Here is a 17,470-nt window from a genome sequence, read left to right as displayed (position 1 = left end):
CCCGAGCATTAATAACGTATTCTTAGCAAATGGCAACGGCCCTGCTGTGAAGTCCCTCACGGATTCACCATGCAGCCCCTGACTGTTCCCTTTGCGCTCCCCGGCGACGACCCCAGCCGCCACCTTGCGTAATCTATACTCTGCGACCACGAAATTCGCAATCGGAATCTGAACCCGATGACTCGACTCCGCCGCTGGCTGCGCTGGATCTTCCTGATTGTCCTGGTCCTGGCGCTGATCGGCGCGGCCGCCGTGGGCGGTCTGTACTACGCTGTGTCCTCCAAGCTGCCCGACGTGCAGACCCTGCGCGACGTTGAAATGCAGGAGCCGATGTACGTCTACGCTGCCGACGGCAAGCTGATGGCCGTGTTCGGCGAGACCCGGCGTACCCCGATCACCATGAAGGACGTGCCGGAGAAGCTGAAGCAGGCGTTCCTGGCCACCGAGGATGCCCGCTTCTACGAGCATGGCGGCGTGGACTACATGGGTATCGGCCGCGCGGTGTGGCTGCTGGCCACCACCAACGACAAGCGCGTGCCGGGTGGCTCCACCATCACCCAGCAGGTGGCCCGCCAGTTCTTCCTCAGCTCCGAGTACAGCTACACCCGCAAGCTGGCCGAGATCCTGCTGGCGCGGAAGATCGAGTCCGAGCTGAGCAAGGACGAGATCTTCGAGCTGTACCTGAACAAGAGTTTCTTCGGCAACCGCGCCTACGGTGTGGCCGCTGCTGCCGAGTTCTACTACGGCAAAAAGCTGAACGAGCTGGACCTGGACGAGATGGCCTCGCTGGCCGGCATCCCCAAGTTCCCGTCTTCGGGCAACCCGATCTCCAACCCGGAACGTGCCCGCCAGCGCCGCGACAACTACGTGCTGCAGCGCATGGCCGACCTGAAGTTCGTCAGCCAGGCCGAGGCCGACGCGGCCAAGGCGGTGCCGATGCACGCCACCGCGCATGAGCCGCCGGTGCAGGTCGATGCCCCGTACGTGGCCGAGCTGGTGCGCCAGGAAATGATCGCCCGCTTCGGCGGCGATGTGGTCAACAAGGGTTACCACGTCACCACCACCATCGACTCGACCCTGCAGACCGCCGCCAACCTGGCTGTCCGCGATGGCCTGCTGCTGTACGACCACCGCCACGGCTGGCACGGCGTGGAGAAGCAGGTCCAGGTGGGTGCCGGCGAAGACGCCGCCGCCCTGGCCGAGCACCTGCGCGGCATGTTCGGCCAGGCCGGGCTGCTGCCGGCCATCGTCGCCAGCACCGGCGCCGATGGCAGCGCTACCGTGGTGCTGGCCAACCGCAGCGAGATCGTGCTGCCGGCCGGTGCCGCCAAGTGGACCAACAAGACCCCGGGCAAGCTGGTGCAGCGCGGCGACATCGTGCGCGTACGCGCCGGTGCCAAGGACGGTGAGTGGCTGCTGGACCAGCTGCCGCGCGGCCAGTCCGCGCTGGTCTCGCTGGATGCCCACAACGGCGCGCTGAAGGCGCTGGTGGGTGGCTTCAGCTTCTCCGGCAACAAGTTCAACCGCGCCACCCAGGCCCGTCGCCAGCCAGGTTCGAGCTTCAAGCCGTTCGTCTACGCGGCTGCCTTCGACAAGGGTTACAACCCGGCCTCGATCGTGCTCGACGCCCCGGTCGTGTTCCGCGACCGCCGCGGCAAGACCTGGGCCCCGCAGAACGACGGCGGCGGCTTCCGCGGCCCGATGCGCCTGCGTGAAGCGCTGGTGCAGTCGCGCAACCTGGTCTCGGTGCGCCTGCTCGATGGCATGGGCGTGGACTACGCGCGCAAGTACATCAGCGAGTTTGGCTTCGCCGAATCGGAACTGCCGCCGAACCTGTCGATGTCACTGGGTACTGCCTCGCTGACCCCGCTGTCGGTGGCCCGTGGCTACGCCGTGTTCGCCAACGGCGGCTCGCGCGTGGACACCTGGCTCATCGACCAGGTGAACGACCGCGACGGCAACCTGGTGTTCAAGGAAAACCCGGCACTGGCCTGCCGCGACTGTGCCGGCAGCAGCGACCAGCCGGTCAACCAGGTGGTGGACGGCTTCAACTTCGGTGCCCCGGCCCCGAAGGTCGACCCGGCCGCCGCGGCCAAGGCCGAAGCCAAGACCGAAACCCCGGTGGCTCCGGCCAACCCGGATGCCCGCACCGCCCCGCGCGCGATCGACGCCCGCACCGCCTACCAGCTGGTGTCGATGATGCGCGACGTGGTCCAGCGCGGTACCGGTGCCCAGGCCAAGGTGCTCGGCCGCGAGGACGTGGGCGGCAAGACCGGCTCCACCAACGACCACCGCGACGCCTGGTTCTCCGGCTTCGGCGGCCCGTACGTGACCACCGTGTGGGTGGGCCGCGACGACTTCCGCTCGCTGGGTTACCGCGAATACGGTGGCAAGGCCGCGCTGCCGATCTGGATCGACTACATGCGCACCGCGCTGAAGGACACCCCGATCGCGCAGAACGACCCGCCCAGCGGCATGGTCCAGGCCACCCTCAACGGCGCCACCGAGTGGGTGAAGGTGGAAGACATGGACCGCCTGACCGACTACGACCTGAACCTCAATACGCCGCAGGCCGACGCCGCCGCGTTCGATATCTTCTGAGGAAGGGTTTGGTGGGTGCCGCTCTGGTAGATGCCAACCTTGGTTGGCGCCCCGTGCCGACCAAGGTCGGCACCTACCAGAGCGTTGGTGGGTGCCAACCCTGGTTGGCACCTGTGTTAAATACCCACGCAGATGTCACATCCGTGCGCTAGTCTGTAGCCAGGTCGCAACAGGAGTCATCGCATGCATCGCGCCCGTCAGCATGCTGCCAGCCAGACCCGCGAGCGGCGCCACCGCCTCGCCCACGAAGCCGCCCGCCTGATGGCCGAAGGCGGCATCCGCGACTACCACCAGGCCAAGTTGAAGGCCGCCAGCCGGCTCGGCATCCACGACGATGCCTCCCTGCCCCGCAATACCGAGATCGAAGACGCCCTGCGCGAATACCAGCGGCTGTTCTCCGGGCCCCAGCACGGCAACGAACTGCAGCGCCGCCGCGAAGCCGCCATGCGCGCGCTGGAATTCCTGCACGGCTTTGCCCCGCGCCTGGCCGGCCCGGTGCTGGATGGCACCGCCGACGCCAACAGCCCCGTGCAGCTGCACCTGCATAGCGACGACCCGGAAGCCGTGCACCGCTTCCTGGACGAACACGGCATTCCCGCCGAATCGCGAACGCGCCGCCTGCGCATGGACCGCGAACGCTGCCTGGATGTGCCGGTGTGGGTCTTCAGTGCGGAGGAGCTGACCTTCGACCTGGCGGTGCTGCCGTACGACGCCCTGCGTCAGGCGCCGCTGTCACCGGTGGACGAGAAGCCGATGCGGCGCGCGTCGGTGGCACAGCTGCGGCAGGTGCTGGCCGAGGCGGAGATCACTGCGTACATCGGCGGGTAACGGTAGTACCGGTATTGGTAGGTGCGGACCGTTGGTCCGCACAGTGCTTCAGGCGTCTGTATCTCTGATCGAAGAGCAGTCGAGCGCGAATCCTGCCCTCGGCCCGGCGGCAGGTTCCGCGCGCATGGCGATGCGTTCATCTGGAGGGCGCCCACAGATCCTTCGGCGCGGCTCAACTCTACAGCAGGCAACGGCCGTCGCGTTACGGCGGCATTCCGCTGCCGGTTGAGGACTCCGTGCCCATCATCCACTCCGGCAGCCACGGCGCCGGGGCGCGCCTGGGATACTCCGCCATCATCCGTGCGTGCATGCTCTGCAGATCGTTCAACAACCATGTCTGGTAGTAGATGTCGTCGAACGAATCCGACCAGCCGCTCTTCACCCGCTGGCGGTCACCACGTTCCAGGCTCGGCATCAGATCGCTCGGCCCGTCCAGAATCCGCTGCAAGGTCTGGTTGATACCCGCATTCTGCACCGCCGCCTCGCGCAACAGTAGGAGGCGGGCCTGCACCTGAGCGCACGGGTAAGGCACACATCCTCCGGTAACCTCGATGTAGTCCGCGATGTCCGCCAGCAGATTCGCCTTCAGGCGCCATGCCACTTCCCCGTCCAGCACCTGCCGCACCCGCATCGTGCGCACCGTACTGGCGCGAACCTCCTGCGGCGTGGTGAACTCCTGGCCCGGCGTGCTGCCGCCATGGCGCACCAGCACGATGCGGTGGATCGCTTCGTTGGTGATGCCTTCCACCCGCAAGGCTGCGGCCTGTGGGTGCATCCGCGGCGGCGGCACGTTGGTGTACCGCCAGTAGTACCAGAGCAGCAGCACCACACCCGCCAGGCACAGCGCACTGACCACGATCCTGCCATTCAAGTGGCGCGTGTAGTACCGGTAGCGCGCACGCCACACATAGAAGGTGCGGTAGCTCATGAACCGGCTTACCCAACCATACATTGCCATCTCCTCGGCAAGGACCCCGGCGCGACGGGGTGGACTACGCGCGTCACGCCGGGGCTGCATGGCTTACCAGCCGATGCCCACACCCACGCCCATGCTGCGCTCACCGCTGTTGGTGAACGCACCATTGAGGCTGAAGGTGGCTGAGCCCTTCTCGTTGAGCACGCGCTGGTAACCCACCGCCATCGCCGACTCACCCTCGCTGTAACCCACGCCCGCACCAAGGCGGTTGTAGGTGGCCAGGCCGGCAGTGTTCATCGCCATCGCCGTCTGCGCGCTGCTCATCGCCGCCATGCGGTTGAAGCGCTTGTCCATCTTGTCCAGGCGGCGCTCGAAGTTGCTGATCGCACCATCGGTGTACTCGTTGGCGCGGGCCAGCATCTTCTCCAGCTCAGCGGTGTCGACCTGCGGCTTGGGCGACTCGTCCTGCTTGGCCTTCGGCTGCGGCGTGGGCTTGTCACCCTCGCCCAGCGAAGCGACCTGCTGGGAGTCCTTGCCTTCCGGTATCACAGGAGTTTCCTCGGCCTGCGGCTTCGGCACCGAGGAAGACGCCAGTGCACGCGGTGCCGGGGCATCGTCGATGCGCTGCTCCAGACCGTCCATGCGGCCATTGAGCTGCTGCTGCATCGAATGCAGCTGGCCACCGTTGACCGCGTCACGGCTTCCTGGCGCCACTCGGCCATCGGCAAGATTGGTCAGCACCATGCCATTCACGCCATTCAGCGCGATTTGGCTCATGCCGTCAGCGCGCGCCGAAGGTGAATCCTGGAAGATCGAACTGAGCTGACCTTCCACCTTGTCCACGCGACGGCTGGCGGTGATGACGGCACCATCGAGTGCCATCAGCGCATCCTCGACGGTGTTCTGCGTTCCGCCCTGCACCGTGTAGGTTGGGGCGATGATGTTGCCACTGGAATCCATGCCTGCGGCGCCGCCGAGCGTGGCGAGGGAGTCCTTGAGCTGGGAGACGGTGGTGGCGTTGTGGTCGGCAGTGCCCTTGGCGATGTTGGTGATACGGCGTTGATCTGTAGAGTTACCAAATGATGCAGTACCTGCTTCGTCTGCAAAGGACCCCGCCCCCAATGCCAATGAGCCCGCGGCCGAGTCTCCAACAATAGAGCCCGCCCCGATCGCAACACCATTGATTGCGTGCACTTGAGCCCCAGCTCCCATTGCAAACCCACCAGATGCGACGCCCGAGACCCCCGCACCACGGCCAACTGCCACCGAGTTCTTTCCCAGAGCTGTTGCGAAGGCGCCCAAGGCGGTGCCTCCCTCAGCTCCGGCCTTCGCTGAATCACCAATAGCCACCCCAAGCAGCGCCGCTTCTGCGCGCTCACTGAGTGAGTCAACACCCACACTCACATACTGATTGGTGCTCTCCAAATCCGAGATTCGACTGTTCGTCGCGTGGAGTTGGCTACCTGAAACGGCCTCAGCGCTATCGGCACTAACCGCCCCATCTGCAACGCCACTGATCCTTCGATTGACATTGGCGCTATTGCGCACGTCCAAGGTCGTTCCGCTGTTCTTCTCGCCCAATCGCACATTGCCAGACGCAGATACCTGCGCCACCAGTCCGCCCAGCGCCGCCGTCTCGGTCAACGCTTTGGCTGCATCGGTCTTCGCCACGGCAGCATCTGCACCCGCAGACCTGGCCACACCCTCCACAGTCGTCACCTTGTCATTGGTCGCATTGAGCTGCCTGCCGTTGACGGCCTCATAGCTACTGACGCTGACTACTCCATCAGCCACACCGGTCAGCTTCCGATTCGCGTTCGCGCTGTTGCGTACATCCAGCACGGTGCCACTGTTCTTCTCACCGACGCGGACATTGCCATTGGCACTGGCCTGACTGAGCAGCCCGTTTAGCGTTCCCACCTGGGTCAGGGCGGTGTTCGCGGAGGTCTTGGCCGCATTGGCGTCACTCTGCGCAGTACTGACATGGGTATTGGTGGCAGCGAGCTGCCGGCCGGTCACCGCATCTGTGCTGGTGGAAGACAGCGTCGCATCTGCAACACCCGTAACCTTACGGCTCGCATTGGCGCTGTTCCGCACGTCCAGTACGGTGCCGCTGTTGGTTGCGCCCAGGCGGACATTGCCCGAGGCAGCGGTCTGGCTCAGAAGCCCGGAGAGAGTGTTGGCCTTCGTCAACGCGCTGTCGGCACTGGTCTTTGCGACGTCAGCCGCCGTCTGAGCCTTGGCTACAGACTGCTGGGTATCGAACAGCTGGCTGCCGGTAACAGCATCCGTGCTGCTCTTGCTGATAGTGCCATCTGCAATGTACTGGATCTTTCGCCTGACCGAGGCGTTACCCACCGAGACCGAGTTGGCGGAATAGGTGACGGACCCGGCTCCCAGTGCCACGGCGTTCTCATGCTTGGCCTGGGCACGATCGCCCAGCGCAACTGCACTGACCGCGGTTGCTTTCGACAGATTTCCGAGTGCACTGGTATACAGCGCAGTTGCTTCGCTACCGCGACCCAACGCGGTGCTCTGGCCGGCACTGGCCTTGCTCAGATAGCCAACCGCCGTACCGTGCTCGGCCTCGGCCTTGGCATCACCGCCTACGGCAATAGAGAAGTTGCCGCCTGCGTTTGCGCGGAAGCCGGTTGCAACGGCGCCGTTGGCGCTACGGGTTCCGGCGCCGACCGAGACACCCGCGTTCTGGTTGGCCACCTTGTTGCCGTCCGCATCCACACCAGCGCGCGCGTCGTCGCCCAGCGCTACGCTGCGGCCGTTGTACGCTTTTGCGTTGTTGCCGAGTGCGGTGCTGATGCCGTAGCTGCCGTTCTCTGCGGCCGCCCCCCTGCCCAGCGCCAGCGTGGTCGCGTCAATACGATTGGTGGCCTTCTGCGCGATTTCGCGCACCGCCACAAGATCCATCTTCGCGGTATCGGCGATTTTCTCGACGGCCGCCACCTTCGTGTTGGTGGCATGCAGCTGATTGCCCGTCATGGCATCCGTGCTGCCAGCACCAATCACGCCATCGGCAAGATACTGGATGCGGCGCTTCTTGCTTGCGCTGCCAACAGACACCGTGTTGGCCGCAGCGGACACAGAGCCTGTCCCAATTACGAAGGAATCGGTGTGCGAACCCGCTTTCAGCATGCCATTCAGTGATCCGATCTTCTGCTCGGTGGCGTAGAGCTGCTTGCCGGTCACGGCGTCAGTACTGGAACTGGTCACGCGGGCGTCGGCAAGATTGACGATACGGCGCTTCGTTGTGCTGTTTCCCACCGATACAGTGTTCGCCTCATCGGCTATGGAGTGCACTCCAAGAGCAACCGCCCCCGTCTTTGATGCCTTGGAGTTGTAGCCGATCGAAACACCATCGAACTCAGCCTTGGAGCTGCCACCCAGAGCGACTGCCCCAGTGTAGCCCTCCGTTCCAGCGCGAGCCCCTCCACCGATAGCAACCCTCGAAATGCCAGCACCAGCACCCGACGTCTGCGCTGATCTACCAATGGCAACGTCGCCTTCGCCGACAGACGCGGTATTCCACCCCAAAGCTGTCGCGCTATACCCTGTTGCCTTGGACGACGTCCCCATTGCCACGGAATACTGGGCAGCCGCATGGCTGCTCGCGCCCACGGCTAGACTCCACTTTTCGTCGCTCTTCGCACTATATCCAACAGCAGTACTGCCATGTTCCCTTGCAACGGAGAATGAGCCCAATGCAGCCGCGCTGTAGCCCGTCGCTTGGGCAGAAGTACCAAGCTCAACTGCATACATACCCGCGCGTGCTGACATTGAGAACATGCCCACAGCTGTCGCCTCTCGAGTCGACTCTGTAAAGGACGAGGCCTGCTCGGATTCAACTTGGGCTGAGTGCTCTTGGTCTGCGCCCACCTCAGTGGAAACAGCCGCGAATGGCACAGAGATCAAGCATCCCATCAGCACGGCGGCGCGCCGTCCTGAAGTTCTCTTCCCCGTTGTGCGCGCCAGTTCGCTGGCCACCTCCCAGCATTGCTTGGCGTGATTCCAGATACGACGATAGATGCGGTTCATGCTCTCTCCTTAACAGGACAAGGAAAATGAAGCCCCGCATTTGAGCGGGGCAATAAGGGTCAGGCGCTCGGCGCCAGGGTCGTTACGTGATCGCGATAGCTGTCGTTCGACAGTCGGTACTGCAGCTGCAAGGTGTTGCCGGGCTGGAGCTGGAACGGCAAGGTCAGCGCTGCGTCGGGGTAGAGGCTTTTCGACAGCTCGCGCGGTGTGCACACGCCACCGGCACTGCACTCGGCAGCGCCAGTGATGCCAACACGCAGGGTGCCCTTGTTGTGCAGAGTGTTTTCCTGCAGTTTCAGATCCACGCTGCCCTCGGCAGGTACTACGTTCACCAGCGCACCCCAGACCAGGCTGACACCAACATTGGCTTGTGCCGCCTGCTCATCGCCTTCCAGGATCGTGCCGTCGGGCCCATTCACGCCCTCGAAGTAGATGCGATAGGCCGCCTCTTTCTGCACCTTCTTCAGTGGAATCACCCGGATCAGGCGATTGCCACCGCCACTGAGCGCGAACTTGCCGGGCGTGATGGCAATCGCCGCATCGGCAGCTTCCACTTCAATCTCTTCCTCACCCACCTGTGCCGGGTTGCTGATACGCAGCAGGCGTGCCTGCACGTACTGCGGCTGGGTAGATTGCGAGTACACGCGGATCTTCGTGCCGTGCTTGGCATCCACCGTTGCGCGCATCGGATGAATGGACAGATTGGCCTGTGCCGGTGGGGCCAGCAGTGCGCTCAACGGCAACAGGCAGAACAGCAGCTTCTTCATGATGAGCCTCCGTGGGGATCAGGGTTTGGCGGTCGGCACGCGCAGCTCTACCGTCAGTTCGCCGTCGTAGAGACCGGGGCGTTTGCTGGCGATGGGCGTGGGCGGTGTTTCCAGCGTCAGCGGCGTGGGCACGCAGTACACCGGTTGGCTGATGCCCGGCAGCAGCACCATGCGTAGCTGCGCGCTGTCGATGCCGCGCAGCAGCTGTTCCTCGCCGTTCTTCATGGCCAGCAGGTTGCCGCCGTAGTTCAGGCCGACCTGGTAGTCGAGGCGCTGGGTGTCGTCGCTGCCGCCGTCCTGATGCCAGACCGCAAAGTCCCGCCCAGGCGGTGGGCGTGGCCCGCTGTCGCGCACAGTGACGCCGAGGAATTCGCTCTGCGAACCCACACCGTCGTACAGGCACATATCTACGTCCTTGCGCCCGGCGACGACCTTGCGGATGGGGTCGTAGCGCAGGTCCATGTTGACCAGGGGCGCAACACCATCGAAGCCTGGGAAGTAGATCGAAATCGCGTCGTAGTCGGTGACGGTGAAGTCGAAGTTGAAGACGGCGGTGGCGACCGGGGCTGCGGCCGGATCGGCTTTGATGCTCAGGCGCATCGTGGCGCTCCAGTGGCCTGCAACGAGCCGTGAGATCTCGCGTTGAGGCAGGATCAGCTCAACGCCGGTTCCAATCGGATCATTTGCTCCTCCCCCCACGCCGCATCGAAACCAGAATGCTGAGTACAAAGGCCGGGGATCTAATTCCCAGAAGTCACCTGTGCAAATTCGCCCGGACATGATTCTCAACAGGCTTCCAATCGCACGGATTTCTGCAATCAGCCCGGTCCGCTGCTCCACAAGACGCAACACAACCTCAGATGTTCCGGTAATAGGAAGGGGTTCACCCTCCATCGGGCATCGCCCAAATTCACTATCAGAAGCAGACCCACAAACCACATGGATCTGCCCATACTTCATCGCCAGGTCGTGGCTGAACCCCAACACCGTCCGCGGCGCCCACAATTCCACATCCCCCGGCACAGCCGAGCGATCCCACGACATCACAATGTCCCGGCTCTGATCCGCCGGATGCGTCTCCGGCGGCCACTGCGCCCACGCCCTCGGCGCCAGCACCACCAGCGCACACACCAGCGCACACACCAGCATCAACACCAACAACACACGCCGGTTCATGGCGTTCCTCCTGCAGCAGCGGTCTGGGGCGTGGCGGCAATCAACGCGCGTTCCTGCAGCAGGCGGGTCACGCGGGCCTGCTGGCGGATCTCGGCCGGCAGCTGGGCCACGGCCATTGGCTCGCAATGCACGGCGCCGACCAGCAGCACCACCTGGCGGCGCTCGCGCACCTGCAGCGGGCAGTGCAGCAGACGGTCGTCCTGCAGCAGGTACAGCGTTGTCTCGCGACGCGGGAAATCGGCAACGAAGCCGCCGTTGGCGCTGGTGCCGGGCACCGGCGCGTTGAGGATGCGGGCGCCACCCAGCGGCGCTCCGGCAAGATCCTTGGCGTTGCCGATGAAGGTGTAGGTCACCTCGATCGGCACCGGCATGCGCATCAGCCGCCCGGGGCTGAGGAACATCGGCCGTGCGCCACCCACGCCGGTCACGCGGATGGCGGCGATGCTGTCCAGCGTGCTGGCGTCCTGTACTTCGGCGCGGTGCGACTGGTACGACGACAGCGGCAGCAACCGGCGCTCGCCAATCTGCAGGCGTTGCCGGCGCAGGCCGCCCACCTGCAGTTCGGCCGCCACGCCACGCAGGTCAAAGTCGTCAGTGTCGGCCACCTGTACGGCCAGGCCAGCATCGGCACCGTTGCTGCCGCTCCAGTAGAAGCCGCGCTTGCCCAGTGCGAAGCCGGAGCTGTGCATGCCGCTGTAGGCGGTCTCGCTGCGGCCGCGCTGCTGGTAGTGCGCCAGCGTGGCGCCGCTCTGGCCCAGGCTGTTCTGCAATTGCCCGCTGAGCGTGGCGCTGTAGCGGTCACTGTTGTTGGCGCGCAGTTCGGCCGACAGCTCGCGGTACTGCGCATCGACTTCCTGGCGCAGGCTGTGGCCGACGCTGTAGTTGATGTCCGGGCGCTGGTGCTGCGGCTGGCGTACGTCCACGCTGTAGCGGCGCTGGCCGCTGCCGGCGGTGCCGCGCAGCAGGCGGGTCAGGCTCAGGTTGAAGTAGATGCCGCGGTCGCGTTGGTCACTGCCGCGCAGGCTGTCGCTGGCGCGCTGTTGCCACACGCCCACGCGGGTGGAGACGCTGAAATCCTGCCAGCGATGGCTGCGGCTGAAGCTGGCCTGCCAGGTGCGGCTGAGCTGCGGCTCGCGGCGCGGTTGCCACGGCGCCGGCGGCGGCAGCAGCGGGTCCAGCCCGGCCAGCGGATCGTCTTCCGCACCCGGCAGGATGCGTCCCGCGCGCCAGGTCTGGCGCCGCGTGTAGCCCACGTAGGCGCTGCCACCGGCCAGCGGCAGCGCCATCGAGGCGCTGAGCGAGTTGGTGCAGCCCAGCTGGTCGCGCGCGTCGGCCTCGAACTGGCAGGCCTTGCCGCGCATGCGCTGCTGGTAGATGTTCCAGGATGCGGTGCGGCGGTACGACAGCTGGTGCTGCTGGCCGGTGCTGCCATCGTTGCCGCGCATGCCGCCAAAGCTGGCGCGCAGTTCCTGGGTGGCGTACAGGCGGCGCAGGTCCACGCGCAGCTCGCCGTAGCGGAAGCCGCCCAGGTCGGCGGCGCCGGCCACCATCGCCACGTCGCGCCCCAGCGGCACGCGCATGCCTGCCACGGCCACACGCTCGCCATCGAAGCGATCACTGCGGCGCTCGTTGCGCCTGCCGCCCTGCACGAACCACTGCCACTGGCTGTTGGTCCAGTCGCCGCCCTTGTCGAACGGCGCATCTTCGCTGCGCACCAGTACGCCGTCTTCGTAGATGCGCAGGGTGACGTTGTAGTTGCCGAACGGGAAGTTGCGGGTGTCGATCTGGTTGATGCCGGCCTGCAGGTAGGAGGTCTGCAGCAGGCGCGTGCCGTCGTAGGCATCCACGCGTGCGTCGCGCGCCAGCAGCACGGTCAGGGGCGTGGCCTGCACGGCGGCATCGGCATCCACATAGGCTTGGGTGGTACCCACGCGCAGGCCCTGCAGCCGATCCAGCGGCAGCATGCTGAAACTAAAGGTGCCACCCTGGGGGCTGGACAGGTTGCGGCGGTCCATGCGCCCGGCCTGCAGGTAGTGCGCCTGCCCCAGGTCGTGGCGGTAGTAGACGTTGTCGAACTGGAACGTGCTGTCACTACCACGGCTGCGGTAGCGCTGCTGGTTGAAGTTCCATTCGGCGGAGACATGCCCGCGATCGAACAGGCCCAGCACACCGGTGCCGCGCGCGGACAGCGTCTGGTAGTCGCGGCTGCCGCTGACATTGATCACCTGCTGGTGCAGGAAGGCGTTCTCGGCGTTGGCGCTGACGGTGTGGAAGCGCTCGGCAGCCGGCTTGCCCGGAATCCACTGGCGGGCGACGAACAGGCGCACCGCGCCCTCGCCTTCGTCGTACAGCGCGCGCACGGCGGCGGGGTCCTCCGGTGGATCGAGATAACCGCAGCCGGCGGTGGCGCCACCGTAGCGGCAGGCCAGATGGCTGTTGCGCGGCATCGGCTGCGACAACGCGGGCAGCAGCGCGGCCTGCGCCTCGGCGGGCAGATCCAGCGCCTGCAGCACGCTTGCCGGATCTTCCAGCTGCACGTGCTCCAGGGTCACGCGCACCGGCGACAGCCCGGCCGAGCGGCCGAACAGCTGGATGTCGAGTTGTTCGGTCTGGCCTTCGACCAGATCCTCGAAGCCGGGCGGGACGCCGCGCGCCGCCACCAGCGGCGTTGCCAGCGCCAGGGCGAGCGCGACCGCCAGCCGGGTAATGGCGGGGGCGTGTGGGGTCATGGGGGTACCGCTGGAGAAGCGGCCGGCCCGAGTCAGGGGCCGGCGCGGGAGGTGCGTTGAATCAGGGCTTCTGGCTCAGCACGACGTTGACGACACCCGTGTAGGTACCCTTGGTGGCGATCGCCGCCGGGGTGGTCTGCGCGATGGTCAGCGGCATCGAGATCGAAGCACCCGGGGTGGCACCTGCCCCGGTGAACAGGTCGGCTGCAGCGTATTCAATCGGGGTGAGGCCCAGATCGCGACCGTTGAGGCTGACTTTCATCGGCACGGTGACCTTGCCGTCGCCACTGGCCAGCACGAATGTGCTGCCGATCTTTGCCTCGATATCAGCAGTCTGATCGTTGGAGTGGATGCGAACGCGCTGGGTGTTCGGCAGCAGACCACGCATCGGGTCGTGGGTCAGGGTGACCAGATCCGGCAGTGCGCTGCCGTCATCACGCAGCAGGGCCAGGGTCGGGTCGACGTCGGCGTAGACGGAGATCTTGGTTTCCACGGCGTGCGCGGACAGCGAAGCCGTGGCCAGCGCTGCAGCGAGCGCGGCCTTCTTGATAGTGGCGTGCATGGGTGTCTCTCTCGGACAAGGGGGAATATGAAAGCCCCCCTCCCCTAAGGAGAAAGGGAGGGAGGCGCCGCCCGCAGAGGTGGTTGCGGGCGACGGAGAGAATGTTAGAAATCCCTTGTCCTGCCGGCCATTCAAGCATTCCTAAAACATTGAATGCTAAGGAAGATTCTTGAAGGCGCTCAATGTTTGAGGGTTATGCAATTTCCCTCATTCGGTAAATGCAAAAAACCTCATTGCCTTGCTTTTGTAGAGTCGAGCCATGCTCGACTGCTGTTCGCGCCGCTCGCGCTATGCGTGCGAGTCGAGCATGGCTCGACTCTACAGTGGTTCATCCACGCATGGCGTGTATCTACAGACAAGGTTACGCAACTTCCCTCACGCGTTGAGTACAACAAACCCCATTGCCTCGCCTTTGTAGAGTCGAGCCATGCTCGACTGCTGTTCGCGCTGTGCGTGCGAGTCGAGCATGGCTCGACTCTACATGTCGCAATCGTGACCGAGCCTCAGCCTGCGGGCACCACGGTGGCCCGATCAACAACGATGTCGGTCGGCTTGAACCGATACGTGTCGACCTCGCCATGCGGTTCCACCACCGTACCCATCCGATGGCCTCCGTCGGCAGATCGTCGTCGATCTCCTATTCGATCAAGGCGATGACAACAGGAAGGACTCCATTGCCTCCACCAGTACCAAGGGTGTCTCATTCATCGGGTAGTGTCCTGCATCCTCCAGAACCTGCAGCGTGGCCTGCCGGTAGCGGCGCAGATAGGTGTGCTCCATCAGTGATCGGTTGAAGGTCGGATCGTGCCCACCTATCAGCACCTTCAACCGATGGTCACCGACGATCTCATTGCTGAAATCCGTATCTGCCCACGCAGGTAGATAGGCAGCAAACGCGCCGGGCGCGGAGTGCTGCATTGAATAACGGGCCTTCCAATCCAGCCAGGCTGCGGGCAGCCGCCCGCCGGTACTGCGATCGATGATGGCCCTTCGGCTGGCCACGCTGCCGGAAGCGCTCTCCAGAAGTCCTCGCGTGAGTGCGTCATAGGCCATGCCGCCGCAGGGAACGGGTGCGATGGCCAGCATGGACCGCACCCGCTGGGGGGCGAGCACGGCAATGCGCTCGATCGCCATGCCCCCCATGGAATGCCCCGCTACGCTGAACGTTTCCAGCTGAAGTGCATCGGCGAGCGAGAGTGCGTCACGGGCGATTTCGTCGATGCTGTACTGCCCCACCACATCGCGCATGCCGCCGTAGCCACGGCAGTCCATGAAGGTGTAGCTGAAGTGGTCGCGTGACAGCCACGGCTCGATCGGTTCGAACGCGTGTGCGTCGCCGAACCAGCCATGCAGGACCAGGACGGAGTGAGGCCCCTGCCCCACGCGATGAAAAGTGTTGGCCATGAAGAATCGCCACAGTCAGAAGGAGTATTGATGCTAGGCAATGCAGGCGCGGCCCACCGTCGATGACGGGTCAACCGCTATAGAATCCGGGCCATGCGCAATTCGCTGCTCGATCCCTATGAAGACCTGCCGCGCGATGTCGTGGTCACCTCCAACGACTACGCAGCGTCGTCCACCTTTCCGCGCCATGCCCATCGACGCGGACAGTTCGCGTTCGCCGCGCGCGGCACCATCAGCGTGACGACACCGCAGGGGCGCTGGCTGGTGCCGCCACAGCGCGCCTGCTGGGTTCCCGCCGGGCTGGTGCACGAAATGACGATGCGCGGGCCGGTGACGATGCTCAACGTATTTCTTTCCATCGAGGCGGCTGCTGCGGTGGCGATGCCGGCGCAGTGCCACGTGTATGCCGTTTCGCCGTTGCTGCGGCAGCTGCTGGAAGGCGCAGTGGATCTGCCCGCGCTGTATGACGAGGACGGGCGTGCGGGCAAGCTGATGCAGTTGCTGATCGCGGAGATCGCGTCGATGCCGATGCTTTCCCTGCATGCGCCGTTGCCTGCCGATGCACGCCTGGCGCGCGTCTGCCGGGCGCTGTTTGATGCGCCCTCGCTCGCCATCGGGCTTGATGAGGTGGCTGCGGATGCAGGCATGAGCCGGCGCACCTTCACGCGGACGTTCCGCGCGGATACCGGGGTGAGTTTCGCCGAGTGGCGGCAGCAGGTGTGCCTGCTGGCGGCCATCGAACGGCTGGGCCAGGGGCAGGCGGTGACACGCGTGGCCCTGGACCTGGGGTATGCGAGTCCCAGTGCGTTTTCTGCCGCGTTCCGGCGTGAGCTGGGGTGTTCGCCGAGCCAGTATTCAGAGGTGTAGTGCTCTGCTTTTGTAGAGTCGAGCCATGCTCGACTCAGCAAGAGCAGTCGAGCATGGCTCGACTCTACAAAAGCGTGCCAACCAAGGTTGGCACCCACCAAAAAAAAAACGCCCCGCGGATGCGGGGCGTTCTCGGCACAATCTACGCGGGCGATCAGCCCTGGTAGTCGCGCACGTCGCTGCCGGTGTAGACCTGGCGCGGGCGGCCGATCTTCATTTCCGGGTCAACCTGCTGTTCCAGCCAATGCGACACCCAGCCGGAGGTGCGGCCCAGGGCGAACATGACGGTGAACATTTCGGTCGGGATCTGCAGCGCCTTGTAGATGATGCCGCTGTAGAAATCGACGTTCGGGTACAGCTTGCGGGCGACGAAGTACTCGTCCTGCAGCGCGGCCTGTTCCAGCTTCACGGCCACGTCCAGCAGCGGATCCTGCACGCCCAGCTGCTTGAGCACCTTGCTGGTCATCTCGCCGATGACCTTGGCGCGCGGGTCGAAGTTCTTGTAGACGCGGTGGCCGAAGCCCATCAGGCGGAAGCCGGAGGTCTTGTCCTTGGCCTTGACCACGGCGGACTCGACGTTGTCGGCGCTGCCGATCTCTTCCAGCATCTTCAGCACGGCTTCGTTGGCACCGCCGTGGGCCGGACCCCACAGCGCGGTGACGCCAGCGGCGACCGACGCGTAAGGGTTGGCACCAGTCGAGCCGACCAGGCGCACGGTCGAGGTCGAGGCGTTCTGCTCGTGGTCGGCGTGCAGGATGAACAGCAGGTCCAGCGCCTTGACCACGTCCGGGTTCAGGTCGTACTGGCCATCAGCCGACTCGAAGGTCTGCTTCAGGAAGCGGCTGACGTAGTCCAGCGAGGTATCCGGCTTGTTGGCCGGCAGGCCCTTGCCATGGCGGTAGATCAGCGCCGACAGGGTCGGCACCTTGGCGATCAGGCGCACGGCGGCCTGGCGGCGCTGTTCGGCGTCGGACAGGTCCAGCGAGTCATGGTAGATGGCCGACAGCTGCGCGATCGCGGCAGCCAGGATGGCCATCGGGTGGGCGTCCTTGGCGAAGCTGCCGATCAGGGTGTTGATCGACGCATCGACGTTGGCTTCGGCGGTCAGCTCATCGGTGAAGGCCTTCAGCTGCTCGGCGCTCGGGCGCTCGCCGTTGATCAGCAGGTAGGCCACTTCGACGTAGCTCGACTTTTCCGACAGCTGTTCGATCGGGTAGCCGCGGTACAGCAGCACGCCCTTGTCGCCGTCGATGTAAGTGATGGCGGACTTGCAGCTGGCCGTCGCGGTGAAGCCGGAATCGTAGGTGAAGAACCCCGTTTCCTTGGTCAGCTTCGCGATGTCGACGCAGTCGTTGCCAAGGGTGGGTTTGATGACGGGCAGAACGACGGACTTATCGCCGGCGTTGAGCGTGACCTGATCAAGATCGGACACTGTGTGCGCTCCTTCATGGGAAGGCGCCTGCCCAAGCGCATTGGTCAGGCACGTGAATGACGTCCTCGGCCTGTGCCGGGGATCACGCCATTATCGCACAGCAGCATTTGCCCGGCGCTAGACAGAAGTCGTATACGA

At 64.9% G+C, this 17,470-nt stretch carries 11 protein-coding genes; 3 read left to right on the top strand and 8 right to left on the bottom strand.

Annotation, left to right across the window (positions count from 1 at the left end; all coding sequences use genetic code 11):
* Positions 1–177: 177 nt before the first annotated feature.
* Both VPH47_RS03965 and VPH47_RS03960 read left to right on the top strand, forming a co-directional pair.
* On the top strand, positions 178–2,601 hold the full coding sequence (locus VPH47_RS03965) for a penicillin-binding protein 1A (RefSeq protein WP_164161079.1): 2,424 nt from the start codon (positions 178–180) through the stop codon (positions 2,599–2,601).
* 183 nt (positions 2,602–2,784) lie between these two features.
* Positions 2,785–3,429 carry a hypothetical protein gene (locus tag VPH47_RS03960; protein ID WP_012511978.1) on the top strand — a complete coding sequence of 215 codons (645 nt, stop codon included), beginning with the start codon at positions 2,785–2,787 and terminating at the stop codon, positions 3,427–3,429.
* A 202-nt stretch (positions 3,430–3,631) separates the two neighbouring features.
* Here the strand turns inward: VPH47_RS03960 and VPH47_RS03955 are convergent, their stop codons facing one another.
* The 7 genes from VPH47_RS03955 to VPH47_RS03925 all read right to left on the bottom strand — a co-directional run bounded on the left by VPH47_RS03955 (position 3,632) and on the right by VPH47_RS03925 (position 15,033).
* The gene (locus VPH47_RS03955) at positions 3,632–4,381 is read right to left on the bottom strand and encodes a hypothetical protein (RefSeq protein ID WP_110713454.1); all 750 of its coding nucleotides are present in this window, start codon (positions 4,379–4,381) and stop codon (positions 3,632–3,634) included.
* A gap of 69 nt (positions 4,382–4,450) precedes the next feature.
* The gene (locus VPH47_RS03950) at positions 4,451–8,395 is read right to left on the bottom strand and encodes an ESPR-type extended signal peptide-containing protein (protein WP_368850168.1); all 3,945 of its coding nucleotides are present in this window, start codon (positions 8,393–8,395) and stop codon (positions 4,451–4,453) included.
* A 59-nt stretch (positions 8,396–8,454) separates the two neighbouring features.
* Positions 8,455–9,162: a pilus assembly protein gene (locus tag VPH47_RS03945; RefSeq protein ID WP_368850167.1), complete on the bottom strand. Its 708-nt coding sequence runs from the start codon at positions 9,160–9,162 to the stop codon at positions 8,455–8,457.
* An 18-nt stretch (positions 9,163–9,180) separates the two neighbouring features.
* Positions 9,181–10,338 (bottom strand): CfaE/CblD family pilus tip adhesin, encoded by a 1,158-nt coding sequence (locus tag VPH47_RS03940; protein WP_368850166.1) that lies wholly within the window; start codon positions 10,336–10,338, stop codon positions 9,181–9,183.
* Positions 10,335–13,067: a TcfC E-set like domain-containing protein gene (locus tag VPH47_RS03935; RefSeq protein WP_368850165.1), complete on the bottom strand. Its 2,733-nt coding sequence runs from the start codon at positions 13,065–13,067 to the stop codon at positions 10,335–10,337. The genes VPH47_RS03940 and VPH47_RS03935 overlap by 4 nt, the downstream gene beginning before the upstream one ends.
* A 61-nt stretch (positions 13,068–13,128) precedes the next feature.
* A complete protein-coding gene (locus VPH47_RS03930; protein WP_368850164.1) occupies positions 13,129–13,629 on the bottom strand; it encodes a CS1 type fimbrial major subunit in 501 nt (166 codons plus the stop codon).
* A gap of 645 nt (positions 13,630–14,274) precedes the next feature.
* Positions 14,275–15,033 carry an alpha/beta fold hydrolase gene (locus tag VPH47_RS03925; RefSeq protein ID WP_368850163.1) on the bottom strand — a complete coding sequence of 253 codons (759 nt, stop codon included), beginning with the start codon at positions 15,031–15,033 and terminating at the stop codon, positions 14,275–14,277.
* A 93-nt stretch (positions 15,034–15,126) separates the two neighbouring features.
* Between VPH47_RS03925 and VPH47_RS03920 the strand changes: the two genes are divergently transcribed.
* Complete coding sequence (locus tag VPH47_RS03920; protein WP_368850162.1) at positions 15,127–15,900, top strand: helix-turn-helix domain-containing protein; 774 nt, start codon at positions 15,127–15,129, stop codon at positions 15,898–15,900.
* A gap of 154 nt (positions 15,901–16,054) precedes the next feature.
* Here VPH47_RS03920 and VPH47_RS03915 read toward each other — a convergent pair whose 3' ends face one another.
* Complete coding sequence (locus VPH47_RS03915; protein WP_110713467.1) at positions 16,055–17,332, bottom strand: citrate synthase; 1,278 nt, start codon at positions 17,330–17,332, stop codon at positions 16,055–16,057.
* Positions 17,333–17,470: the final 138 nt, after the last annotated feature.

The organism is Stenotrophomonas sp. WED208 (assembly GCF_040984485.1).
Lineage (GTDB): Bacteria > Pseudomonadota > Gammaproteobacteria > Xanthomonadales > Xanthomonadaceae > Stenotrophomonas > Stenotrophomonas riyadhensis.
The sequence above is the reverse complement of the archived record's forward strand: the minus strand, read 5'-3'. Positions and strand labels throughout refer to the sequence as shown.